A 12,435-nucleotide genomic window follows, 5' to 3' on the forward strand; every position below is an offset into this window, starting at 1 on the left:
GGGGCGTTGGCCATCGTCACGAACGTTGGGGCGGGATGCGGTGGACGCGAACCACGCTACTGACGAGAGCGTGTGCTTGCGGACGGCGAAGTCGTGTGGTCCTGACGCCCCGACGCTGGCGTCAAGTTCCTGGGAAGCAAGCTTCTCGGGGGCGACAGTGGCAAGAAAGCCCGGTCACTGGGGAGAGCGCGAAGGAAACCGTAAAACCATTGCGCGGGGAATGCCGGACGTTTCTGGCGTGACCGTGGTGACTAACGCGTGTGCTTTCTACCACTGCACACGCGGCTGCGGACGCGCCGAGCGTCCGGCATTCCCTGCGCCCTCGTTTTCGGGGCGAACGGATGATGCATCACTCGGGCTCGCTCCGCGCCGCGAGAACAAGTTGCGTTGACGCCCCGCCCGGCCTGCGCCAAGCTCCGCCAAAAGCAAAATCCCGGAGGACGTCCCATGCTCCGTGGGTGAGCTTGGACGATGCCTGAGGATTGCTGCTAGGATGCAGCCGACACCATGATGGAAAACCCATGAGCTGGCTTCCCGACAACGATCCTGTCCTTGGCGATGTCAAATCCTGCGATGCGCTGGAGCTGGTCATCGTGCCGCGCACCCGCGATCTCGGCGATGGCTTTGCGGTGCGCCGCGCGCTGCCGCACGGCAGGCGGCAGATGGTCGGCCCCTTCATCTTCTTCGATCATTTCGGGCCGGTGCAGTTCATGTCCGGCAAGGGCATGGACGTGCGCCCGCATCCGCATATTGGGCTTGCCACCGTCACCTATCTGTTCGACGGCAGCATCATGCACCGCGGCAGCGAGGGCAATGTCAGGGAAATCCAGCCCGGCGCCATGAACCTGATGACCGCGGGCCGCGGCATCGCCCATTCCGAGCGCACCCCGGATCTACAGCGCCAGAACGGCCAGAAGATGCTGGGCCTGCAGAGCTGGATCGCGCTTCCGGCGGGGTCGGAGGAAATCGCGCCGTCGTTCCAGCATTACGCCGCCGCCGACCTGCCGGTGGTCAGCGATGGCGGCATCACCGCGCGAATCATCGCAGGCAGTTCGTTCGGCGTGAAGTCGCCGGTCGCGATGGTGTCGCCGTGGTTTTATGCCGAGGTGACCGCCGAGCAGGGCGTCAGCGTCCCGCTCGACGCGGACCATGAGGAGCGCGCCATCTATCTGGTTGACGGCGAAGTCGAGATATCCAATGAACGCTACGAAGGTCCGCGTCTTTTGATCTTTCGCCCCGGCGACCGCATTACCGTGAAGGCGGCAAAACCGACGCGAATGATGTTCCTCGGCGGCGACGCGCTGGAAGGCCCGCGCCATATCTGGTGGAACTTCGTCTCCTCCAGCAAGGAGCGGATCGAGCAGGCCAAACAGGACTGGAAAACCGGCCGCTTCGCCGCCGTCCCCAACGAACATGAGTTCATTCCGCTGCCGGAGTGAGCTATCCCAATTTCCGTCCTTCGCATCGGCGCCTCCGCGCCGGCGGCCGTCTTCGAAAGTCCGACCCATGACCACCATGCTCGCCAGCGACCTGCCCCTGCCACGAATCGGGCGCGGCAAGGTGCGCGACATCTATGCCGTCGGCGACGACCGCGTGCTGCTGCTCGCCACCGACCGCATCAGTGCCTTCGACATTGTGATGGCCGAGACCATCCCGATGAAGGGCGCGGTGCTGACCCAGATCAGCGCCTGGTGGTTCAGGGAGCTCGAAGGCGTGGTCCATCATCACATGATCAGCAGCGATGCCGACGAGATCATCGCCGAAGTGCCGGCGCTGCAGGGACAGCGCGCCGCGCTCGCCGGACGGGCGATGCTGTGCCGGCGCACCACGGTATTTCCGATCGAATGCGTGATCCGCGGCTATCTCTCGGGCTCGGCGTGGAAGGAATATGCCGCGCACGGCACGCTGGCGGGCGAAAAACTGGCGCCCGGCCTGCTCGAGAGCGCCAAACTCGAGCCCGCGATCTTCAGCCCCGCGACCAAGGCCGAGACCGGCCACGACGAGAACATCACGGTGGCACGGATGCGCGAGATCATCGGCGAGGAAGCCACCTACACGCTGGAGAGCATGACCCGCGCGGTCTATACGCTCGGCGAGAAACTCAGCCGCGACCAGGGCATCATCATCGCCGACACCAAATTCGAATTCGGGCGGGACAAGGATGGCCACATCATCCTGATCGACGAGGTCATGACCCCCGACAGTTCGCGTTTCTGGGCGGCGGATGTCTACAAGCCCGGCCAGCCGCAGCCGAGTTTCGACAAGCAGCCGCTGCGCGATTATCTCGACGCCGAGCGCCGGGCCGGCCGCTGGAACGGCGAGGCGCCGCCGCCCCCGCTGCCGGCAAGCGTGGTGGACGCCACCAGCAAGCGCTATCTCGAAGCCTATCGCCGCATCACCGGCAGCGACCTGAAAGCGGGGGGAGCCGATTGATGACGCTGACGGTCAGGGAAATGAAGGATTCCGAGATCGATGTCGTCATCGACTACTTTGTCCGTTCAACCCCGGAACATCTGGAAATTCTCGGCGTCGACCCCACGCGTTTGCCCGCTCCGGAAAGCTGGCGCGAGCGATTCCGGCGTGAGCACGGGCAGCCGATCAAGCAGCGAGCCTGGCTTGTCGTCATTTGGCTGCAGGACGAGCAGCCTGTCGGATTTTCGTCCTGCGACAAGATCGTTTATGGCGAACAGGCCAACATGCACCTGCACGTCATCGATCCGGAGCGCCGGAATCGGGGTTACGGAGTCGAATGCGTCCGGCACAGCGCCGATATCTATTTCGAACAACTGAAATTGAAGCGTCTCTTCTGCGAGCCCAATGCCTTCAATGTTGCACCCAATCGCGCGCTGCAAAAGGCCGGATTCAAGTATCTCAAGACCCATATGACCGTTCCCGGGCCGCTCAACTTTCATCAAGCCGTCACCCGCTGGGTGCTTGAGCGCTGAGCGAAGTCTGGAGCAATGCGAGATGAAATCCGAGTTCACCCATGGAAATGCCCTGTTCTCGCGCGCTGCCGTCGTCTACCACTAACAAGTGTGGCGGGGAAAACGCGCGCGTGGTCAGTCAGTCCATCGATCTTCGTCCCAGGCTGCCGCTGCGCGCGGCGCTGAAGGACGTTCTCGGCGGCAGCGCCGCCAGCGTGCTGACCGTGACCTTCGGATTGTCCTACGCGCTATTGATCTTCGCCGGACCGCTCGCGCCGTTTTTGTCCTATGGCGTCGCCGCCACCTTCATTTCATCGGCGGTTCTCGCCGCCGTGATCGGGGTCGGAAGCTCGCTGCCCTTCGCGGTCGCGGGGCCGGAAAGCTCCACCGCTGCGACGACGGGCATATTGGCCTCATCGATGGTGGAGCGGATCATTGCGGCCGATCCATCGGCGCCGCTGCTCGCACCCGTCCTGCTCACCCTTGCGCTTGCCACCGTCGCGACCGGCATCGTGCTGTGCGGCTTCGGGATGACACGGATGGGCCGTGCGATCCGCTATGTGCCCTATCCGGTGGTCGGCGGATTTCTCGGCGCGACCGGCTGCCTGATCCTTCTCGGCGCGGTCCGCGTCATCACCGGCCAGCGCCTGCAATTCGCCACGCTCGGCCAGTTCGAGAATATCCAGACGCTGTCCAAACTGGCGGCCGCCTGCGCAATGGCGGTCGTCCTCTATCTGACCTGGCACCGCTCACGCACGTCGTTTGGACTGCCGGCCATACTGGTCGGCGGCGTGATTGCCGCGCATATCGTGTTCTGGCTGGCCGGAATCCCGCTGGCGCAGGCGCAGGCCGCGGGCTGGACCTTTCAGCCGCCGCCCGCCGTGAATTTCATGTTGCCGTGGAGCGTGGACGCCATCCGCAACTATCCCTGGTACACATTGCCGGAGCTCTCAGGCAATTTCATCGCGGTGGCCTTCGTCACGGCGTCATGCACCTTGTTCAACACCACGGGCATCGAGGTGGCGACGCAGCGTGAAGCCAACCTGGAGCGGGAACTGAACGTCACCGGCATCGCCAATGCGCTCTCGGGCGCCTTCGGCGGCTATACCGGCTGCGTTTCGGTCAGCCGTTCCGTGCTCAACTTCAATGGCGGCGGCACCGGCCCGCTGTCCGGACTCACCGTTGCCGCGATCTCGCTGCTGATGCTGGCCTTTGCCCCGACGCTGCTCGGCTATATGCCGAAGTTCGTGCTCGGCGGCCTCCTGATCTATCTGGGAGCCGATCAGCTTCACAAATGGACCGTTCAGTCGCGGCGGCGGCTTTCCGTCGTCGAATATCTGTCACTGCTGGCGATCATCGTCATCATCGTGCAATGGGGTTTCATTGCCGGCATCCTGATCGGCGTCGTGATCGGCTGCGCGACGTTTGCCTTGAGCGCCTCGCGCATCGATTCCATCAAATACAGCTTCGACGGTTCGGAATATCGCAGTTCGCTCGACCGCTCACGCGAGGACCAGGCGGTGCTGTCGGCGCATGGCGGCAAGATCCAGGGCCTGAACCTGCAGAGCTATCTGTTCTTCGGCTCGGCCAATCGGCTTTACCAGCACGTCAAGGCGCTGCTTGCACGTCATCCGGAATGCCGCTTTCTGGTGTTCGACTTCAAGCTTGTCACCGGCATCGATTCCTCGGCCGCCTACAGTTTCGCCCAGATCAAGCGGACGGCCGAGGACCGCGGTATCAGACTGGTGCTGGTGCATCTTCCGCCGGCGGCCGAGAAGGCCTTGCGATCGATCGATTTCGTCTCGCACGGGGTCTCGATCGTGCCTGAACTGGATCACGCGCTGGAGTGGTGCGAGAACGAGATCATCGCGCAGCATCAGGGCCGCGAGCAGGAGGAAACCTCCTTGCGTGACTGGTTCGTCCGGATTCTCGGGACCGAGGAAGACGCCGCGGAATTGATCCATCGCTGCCAGCGCCTGGAGGTCGACGCCGGCGAGGTTATCGTCAGCGCCGGCGATGCCGCCGATTCGATGCATTTCATTCTGGACGGACGCGTCGGGATCATGATTCCCGCAGGCGAGGGCGGCACCACGCGGGTGCGAAGCCTCGGTCGCTATACCACCATCGGCGAAATGGGCCTCGTCTCCCATGCGCCGCGCAGCGCCACCATCCAGTCCGAAGCCGCAAGCATTCTGTATGTCTTGAGCGCGCATCAATTCGAGGCCCTCAAGGGCGAAAATCCGCTGCTCGGCCAGAAGTTGCTGACCTATTTCGTCGCCATCATGGCCGAGCGCCTGACCTTCGCCAACCGCATGATCACGGTGCTGCGGAGATAACGGGGTGAGCGGCGTCCTTTGTCCGGTCAGGCCGATCGACCTCATCCAGCGCAAGCAGCAGCGACGCCACGCGATTGGCCGAGGAGGCCCACTCCGCGAGGCGGGCGTAATTGTCGGTGAACCAACTGAACGCCCCTTGCACAACGACGAACGCCGCCGCTGCCTGCACCACTTCCCCGAGGCTCATCGTGCCGGCAAGATATTTCGGGGTGCACAGCAGCAGGCCGATCACCGGGGTCACCAAAAGGCTCGAATAAGTCACCACCGTCATCCGCATCAGCTGCCACATATAGATCCGCCAGATGGTGATCACCGCCTTCAACGGCGCGCCGATGACGTGGCGCGGGTCCTTCTTGTCGTCCGGCACGGCTGTCCCTTCGCCACTTTCGCGCAGATGCGTCCCAGTCGACCTCAACTCGGCCTCGGCTCGCTTGTTTTCCTCCATCACGCGTGTCAGGTGGCGGGCGATCAGGAAGATGCCGGCCGAAAGCAGGGCGGAATAAACGATCACCGCGATGACGAGGTAGCCGGGAATGTTCAGGACGAAACCACCGAGGTCAACGGCCAGACCGTCTCCCACCGACCAGAGAATTCCGATAAACGTCACGGCATTCAGCAGCGACTGGAACAGCCCGAGCACGAGGTCGACCGGCAGATCGGTTGCAATCCTGGCGTCCTCGGCGATGCGGAATTCCGGACTGTCATAGTCTCCGGCCACGAACCTGAGCCGGACATAGCGATCATGTTGCAGCCAATAGTCATAGAGGTGGTTGCTGAGCCACGCGCGCCAGGTGCGCTGCATGGTCATGCGGGCCCAGACCGAGAAGACGGTGAGCGCGAGACTGGCCGCGGCCAGGGGCACAAATCGCAAGGCCTGGGTCCAAAGTTCGGCGGCGTCCCGGCGCCCGACCGCGTTGAAGAAGTCGCGATTCCAGTAGTTCAGCGCGTATTGCGTCAGCAATTGCAGGAGCACGGTGACAATCAAGACGGCCACCAGAAGCCAGGCCCGCCATGCCCCGGGACCCCGCCAATATCCCGAGGCGCTCTGCCAGAATCGGGAAAGAAGCAGCTTCTCGTCCAGAGCGGAATGAGTCCGTTGCAGCATGGTTTCATCCGGTCGCATCGGCCGCGCGATGACGCCGAGCGACGCTTGGCCGGAATGGACGTCGATCAAAAATATGCGATCTGCGAGAATCCTAGTTTGACTTGGGTCAAACGGCAACCGCCCCGAACCCCGGGGCGCGTTGAGTCAGTCGGCATTAGGGCCTATGCTTGCCGCGCCCCCCAGGGGCAACGTCATCCTTTCATCGGCGTCCGGGAGAACGTCATGCGTGAATTTCTTTTTGCGGCGACCATTGCGACCGGGGCGGTATTTGGAACATGCGCACCGGGTCTGGCGCAGGAAGACGCCGACCAGAAACTGGGCACGGTGCATTTCGCGACATCGTGCAACGAGACGGCGCAGCGGCGGTTTGATCGCGCGATGCGATACCAGCATTCGTTCTGGTATGCGGAATCAAGGGAAATCTACGAGGCGGCGATCAAGGCCGACCCGGAATGCGCCATCGCCTATTGGGGTATCGCGCTGTCGCTGCTCAACAATCCGCACGGCGCGATACCGGCGCCCAATCTTCCGCTCGGGCTTTCGGCGATCGAGAAGGCAAAGGCGGCTGGCGCCAAGACGGAGCGCGAGCGCGACTACATCGACGCACTGGCGGTGATGTATGTTGACTACGACAAGACCCCGCAACCGGCGCGGGTGCAGTCCTACCTGAAGAAGATGGAGGCACTGGCGGCCAAATATCCCGATGACGACGAGGCCCAGATCTTCTATGCCATCACCCTGAACGTCGCGGCGTCGCCCGCCGACAAGACCTACGCCAACCAGCTCAAGGGGGCCGCGATCCTGGAGCCGATCTGGCAGCGGCAACCGCAGCACCCCGGCGTCGCCCACTATCTGATCCATCTGTATGACTATCCGGCAATCGCCGCCAAGGGTCTGCCGGCCGCGCTGCGCTATTCCAAGATCGCGCCGAATGCGCCGCATGCTCAGCACATGCCGTCGCATATCTTCACCCGCGTCGGCTATTGGAAGGAGTCGATTGCGGCCAACCTGGCTTCGGTGCAGGCCGCAAAGGCCAACAGGGAAGGTGGCGAGCAACTGCACGGGCAGGATTATCTCGTCTACGCCTATCTGCAACTCGGTCAGGATGCGGCCGCGCGCAAGGTCGTTGACGAGATCGAGGCAACGCAGCCCGATCCCGATGCCTTCGGCGGGGCTTTTTCGCGGGCCGCCGCGCCGGCGCGCTACATGGTGGAACGCGGCGACTGGAAGGGCGCGGCCAATCTCGACGTCAAGCCAAGCAAGTTTCCGCACGTCATGGCGATCACTCACTTCGCGCGCGCGCTCGGCGCCGCCCGCTCCGGCGATTCGGCGGCCGCGAAGGTTGATGTCGCCCGGCTTGCCGAAATTCGCGACAGTCTGCGTGAAGCGAAGAACAATTACTGGGCTGGCCAGGTCGATGTCCAGCAGCAGGCGGCGAATGCCTGGGTGCTTTACGCGGACGGCAAATATGATGACGCCTTGACGGCGATGAGCGCGGCCGTCGATGCCGAGGACAAGACGGAAAAGGCGCCGGTCACCCCCGGGCCGCTGGCGCCGGCACGCGAATTATACGGCTTCATGCTGCTGGATCGCGGCATGGCGAAGGAAGCGCTGGCGGCGTTCGAGGCCACGATGGCGAAGGAGCCGAATCGCTTCAATGGCTATGTCGGCGCCGCAAAGGCCGCGCAGGCACTCGGCGACACCGGCAAAGCGAAAGCGGCTTATGAAAAGCTGGTCGCGCTTTCGGCCGGATCGGACTCCGATCGGCCGACGCTGGCCGCCGCCCGCACGTTCGTTGCGAACAACTAGAGCAACCGCAAGGGCCGATCAGGCGAGATGAAAAGAGTAGCCGTCATTGCGGGGATCGTTGGCTTCGGGATCGGCGCGCTCGCCGGCGCGTCGGCCTTCTTCGCCTGGCCGATGCTGGGCCATGGCGGCGCGGTGGCGCCACCCAATCATCCGCAGTTCTCGGAAGTGCAGTGGCCGTTTCCGACCGATGAATGGGGCAAAGGCAAAGCGTTCCGCTGCGAGGCGGCGGATTGCGGGGTCGAGGTCAGCCTCTATGTCCGCGCCAAAATCGGGTTCTGCAACTGCCAGACCGGCGTTTCCGATGACGCCGAGCTCGATCGCCTGAGCGATTTCGGGCTGATGGGCGAAAAACCTGCGGTGCTGGGGCCGGGACGTCAGATCAATGTCGCGTGGATGAAGGGCCGCAGCCGGGCCTATGCGGTCGCCGGTCCCTATCGCGCGCCGAACTCGGCCCTGTCGGTTGCCTTCAACGACCGCTGCGATGCCGTCGTCGCCACCGCGGTGGTCGACCACGACCATCCAGGCACGATCGAGCCCAGTGTCATCGAGTTCCTCAACAGCAAGGTCATCGTGCACTGGGCCGAGGTCACGCTTGGGCTTTAGGGCGAGATAACTTCTCGTTGAATCGTCATCTCGCTCCAGCTTTTTGTTTGAGCATGATCTTTTCGGAAAACCGCTGCCCACTTTTCCGGATCATGCTTTAGGGCCTCGCATCGCCACAAGCGGCTAAATCCCCGCCATCATCACATATTTGATCTCGACATATTCTTCCATGCCGTGATGCGAGCCTTCGCGTCCCAAGCCCGACTCCTTGACGCCGCCGAAGGGTGCTACTTCCGTGGTGATCAGGCCGGTATTGACGCCGACCATGCCGGACTCCAGCGCTTCGGCGACCCGCCAGACCCGGCCGAGATCGCGCGAATAGAAATACGAGGCAAGCCCGAACGGCGAATTGTTGCACATCGCGATCACATCGGCCTCGTCCTTGAAACGGAACACCGGCGCCAGCGGCCCAAAGGTCTCTTCCCGCGACACCAGCGCATCGGGCGCGACATTGGCGAGCACCGTCGGTTCGAAGAAAGTGCCGCCGAGCGAATGCCGCTTGCCGCCGGTGACGACCCTGGCGCCGCCCTTCACCGCGTCGGCGATGTGCCGCTCGACCTTGTCGATCGCTTCCATGTTGATCAGCGGCCCCTGCGTCACGCCTTGCTCGGTACCGTCGCCGATCTTCATGGCCGCGACCTTCTTCGAGAGCTTCTCCACGAACGCATCATAGATCTTGTCCTGGGCGTAGAGGCGGTTGGCGCAGACGCAGGTCTGCCCCATGTTGCGATATTTGGAGACCATGGCGCCTTCGACGGCAGCGTCGATATCGGCGTCGTCGAACACCACGAACGGCGCGTTGCCGCCGAGCTCGAGCCCGAGCTTCTTCACGCCGACGGAGGCCTGCTGATAGAGAATCTTGCCGACCTCGGTCGAGCCCGTGAAGCCGACGAAGCGCACGGCCGGGTGCTCGCACAACACCTTGCCGATCGCCGACGAATTGCCGGTGATGACATTGAACACGCCCTTTGGCACGCCGGCCTTCTCGGCCAGCGCGGCCAGTGCGAGCGCCGACAGCGGCGTCTCGTTGGCGGGCTTGAGCACCACGGTGCAGCCCGCCGCCAGCGCCGGCGACACTTTCCGGGTGATCATCGAATTCGGGAAGTTCCACGGCGTGATCGCGCCGCAGACGCCGATCGGCTGCTTGATCGCCAGCAGCCGCGCATCCGCGCGCTGGGTCGGGATGGTTTCGCCATAGACGCGCCGCGCCTCCTCGGCGAAGAATTCGACATAGGCGCCGCCGATATCGACTTCGCCGAGCGCCTCAGCCAGCGGCTTGCCCTGCTCCGAGGTCAGGATCAGCGCCAGGTCTTCGCGGTTGGCGACGATCAGGTCGAACCATTTGCGCAAGATGTTGGAGCGCTGCTTGGCGGTGAGCTTCGCCCAAGCCGGAAACGCGCGCTCGGCGGCTTCGACCGCCTGCCTGGTTTCCGCGGTGCTCATGACCGGCACTTTCGCGAGCTCGACGCCATTGACCGGGTTCGTGACGGGGCGGGACGGCGTACCCGTCCAGGCGCCGTCGATAAAGCAGTGCTCGCGCAGCAGCGTCGGATCTTTCAGGCGGTCACGCAGCGTTTGGGCGGACGGTTGCGAAGCGCGTGCGGCAGCGGTCATGGCGTCACTCCTTGGATTTTTTGCCTGGGATTTTCTGATATTGTAGCGATTATAGGCCTAAACCGGCCGCGATACACTGGCTGCAAAAGCGCAGCTGCTTCAAGCAATTTCGAGGGCTGGGATCATTGTTTGTCGTTCCGGGGCGCGCATTAGCGCGAACTACGATGTGCAATTGCACATCGGAGAATCTCGAGATTCCGGGTTCGATGCTTCGCATCGCCCCGGAATGACAGTTTCAAATCAGGCCGCGCCGCTCATATAGGTTTCGCGGCGGCCGATCATGCGTTCCGCCGCGGCCTTGGCGTCCGCTTTGCTGGAAGTCGCACAGGTGCGATATTCGAGGTCCGGCGTTTCAGCCGGCTCACGCCGGCCGAACCACGATTTCGAACCGACCGCCAGCAGCGCCAGCGCCTGGGCGACGTTATCGACCGCGCCAAACGAGTGCAGCGCACCCGTCGAGGCATAGCGAACTTCGTAGATGCCCGGAGAGATCGGCGCTTCGATATTTTCGCCGCGCGCCGCCCGCGGATAGCGTTTCCATTCGCTCCAGGTCGAAATCATCTGCACCCCCTCTTGGCAATCACTTGGCAATCTCTTGGCGACCTACGCCATAATCATTCGATCCAACTTCTGGCTGGACCCGACATTTATGCTGGGATCTGAACGCCTTACTAAAAAATCCGTTCCGAATTGATGCTTCGACGATATCGCCGATCGGCCGGAAGGTCAGCGACCATGCGGCCGGATTTCCCGCAAATTATGGCAAATGTGGCAATTCAGTCCCCGTCATCCCCAGTCCTCGATCACGAGATCGCGACCGGCACGCCGTTTCCGCCGCGCTTGCCGGGGGAGAGGCCCAGGAGGAAGATCGCAGACTTCAAAAAAAATCAACCTGGAGGTGACCCCATGCAAAGCCAAGCCCAGATCGACCAGATCCTGCGCCAGAAAAGCGACGCGCGGGAAATTCCCGGCGTGGTCGCAATCGCCGCCAACAGCAAGGAGGTGATCTATCAGGGCGCGTTCGGCAAACGCGACCTGTCGAAGGACGACGCCATGACGCCGGACAGCGTGTTCTGGATCGCCTCCATGACCAAGGCGATTACGGCGGCGGCCGCCATGCAGCTGGTCGAGCAAGGCAAGCTCTCGCTTGACGGTCCGATCGGCAAGGTGTTGCCCGATCTCGCCGCGCCGCAGGTGCTCGATGGCTTCGACGCCAATGGCGAGCCGAAACTGCGCCCCGCGAGCAAGGAGATCACGCTGCGCCATTTGATGACCCACACCGCCGGCTACTGCTACGACATGTGGAACGGCGACATGGTGCAATATGTCGAAAAGACCGCCACGCCCGGCATCACCAGCTGCAAGAACGACGCGCTGAAATTGCCGCTGGTGACCGAACCCGGCACGCGCTGGGAATACAGCATCGGTATCGATTTCGTCGGCAAGGCGGTCGAGGCGGTGAGCGGCAAGCGGCTCGATGCCTATTTGCGCGATAGCCTGTTCACCCCGCTCGGCATGGCCGATACCGATTTCAGAATCGGGGAATCGCAACGCCAGCGGCTGGTCGCCATGCACGGCCGGGGACCCGACGGATCGCTGGCGCCGATCCCGTTCGAACTCGAACAGGAGCCGGAATTTCACATGGGTGGCGGCGGCCTCTACGGCACCGCGGGCGATTACATCAAGTTCACCCAGATGATCCTCAACAAGGGCCGCGGCAACGGCCATCAGGTGCTCAAGCCCGAAACGGTTGCGATGATGGGACAGAACCACATCGGCGAACTCACCATGACCCGGATGATTTCGGCGGTCGCGTTCGCGACCAATGATGTCGATCTCTATCCCGACATGGTGAAGAAATGGGGGCTTTCCTTCCTGATTACCACCGCCGCGACGCCGGAGGGCCGCAGCCCGGGCAGCCTCGCCTGGGCGGGCCTTGCCAACACCTATTACTGGATCGATCCGGCGCGCGACGTCACCGGCGTGATCCTGATGCAGGTGCTGCCGTTCGCGGACGGCCAATGCCTGGAAGCCTTCGCCGGCT

10 protein-coding genes are annotated in these 12,435 nt (G+C 63.2%); 7 read left to right on the top strand and 3 right to left on the bottom strand.

Features of this window, described 5'->3' with window-relative positions; translation table 11 throughout:
- The first annotated feature begins 521 nt into the window (after positions 1-521).
- The 4 genes from E8A46_RS29095 (at position 522) to E8A46_RS29110 (ending at position 5,260) form a co-directional block, all read left to right on the top strand.
- Positions 522-1,439 carry a pirin family protein gene (locus E8A46_RS29095; protein WP_291568528.1) on the top strand — a complete coding sequence of 306 codons (918 nt, stop codon included), beginning with the start codon at positions 522-524 and terminating at the stop codon, positions 1,437-1,439.
- 67 nt (positions 1,440-1,506) lie between these two features.
- Positions 1,507-2,433, top strand: a complete 927-nt coding sequence (locus E8A46_RS29100; protein ID WP_291568530.1) for a phosphoribosylaminoimidazolesuccinocarboxamide synthase — start codon at positions 1,507-1,509, stop codon at positions 2,431-2,433.
- Positions 2,433-2,945, top strand: a complete 513-nt coding sequence (locus E8A46_RS29105) for a GNAT family N-acetyltransferase (protein WP_291568531.1) — start codon at positions 2,433-2,435, stop codon at positions 2,943-2,945. The genes E8A46_RS29100 and E8A46_RS29105 overlap by 1 nt, the downstream gene beginning before the upstream one ends.
- Positions 2,946-3,055: 110 nt before the next feature.
- Complete coding sequence (locus tag E8A46_RS29110) at positions 3,056-5,260, top strand: SulP family inorganic anion transporter (RefSeq protein ID WP_291568533.1); 2,205 nt, start codon at positions 3,056-3,058, stop codon at positions 5,258-5,260.
- On the opposite strand, the gene E8A46_RS29115 is transcribed toward E8A46_RS29110, so the two are convergent.
- Positions 5,241-6,365, bottom strand: coding sequence for an SbmA/BacA-like family transporter (locus E8A46_RS29115; protein WP_291568534.1), 1,125 nt, complete (start codon positions 6,363-6,365; stop codon positions 5,241-5,243). The two genes, E8A46_RS29110 and E8A46_RS29115, sit on opposite strands and share 20 nt — an antisense overlap.
- Positions 6,366-6,587: 222 nt before the next feature.
- Between E8A46_RS29115 and E8A46_RS29120 the strand changes: the two genes are divergently transcribed.
- Complete coding sequence (locus E8A46_RS29120; protein WP_291568537.1) at positions 6,588-8,174, top strand: hypothetical protein; 1,587 nt, start codon at positions 6,588-6,590, stop codon at positions 8,172-8,174.
- Positions 8,175-8,201: 27 nt separating this feature from the next.
- Positions 8,202-8,777, top strand: coding sequence for a hypothetical protein (locus tag E8A46_RS29125; protein ID WP_291568539.1), 576 nt, complete (start codon positions 8,202-8,204; stop codon positions 8,775-8,777).
- A gap of 123 nt (positions 8,778-8,900) precedes the next feature.
- Here the strand turns inward: E8A46_RS29125 and E8A46_RS29130 are convergent, their stop codons facing one another.
- Positions 8,901-10,391 (bottom strand): NAD-dependent succinate-semialdehyde dehydrogenase, encoded by a 1,491-nt coding sequence (locus tag E8A46_RS29130; RefSeq protein WP_291568540.1) that lies wholly within the window; start codon positions 10,389-10,391, stop codon positions 8,901-8,903.
- Between the two features lie 240 nt (positions 10,392-10,631).
- Positions 10,632-10,952: a hypothetical protein gene (locus E8A46_RS29135; RefSeq protein ID WP_291568542.1), complete on the bottom strand. Its 321-nt coding sequence runs from the start codon at positions 10,950-10,952 to the stop codon at positions 10,632-10,634.
- Between the two features lie 345 nt (positions 10,953-11,297).
- On the opposite strand from E8A46_RS29135, the gene E8A46_RS29140 reads away from it, so the two are divergent.
- The coding region (locus tag E8A46_RS29140) for a serine hydrolase domain-containing protein (protein WP_291568544.1) at positions 11,298-12,435 on the top strand (1,138 nt) is incomplete at its 3' end.

The sequence above is a fragment of the Bradyrhizobium sp. genome (assembly GCF_004799445.1).
In the GTDB taxonomy this organism is placed as follows: domain Bacteria; phylum Pseudomonadota; class Alphaproteobacteria; order Rhizobiales; family Xanthobacteraceae; genus Bradyrhizobium.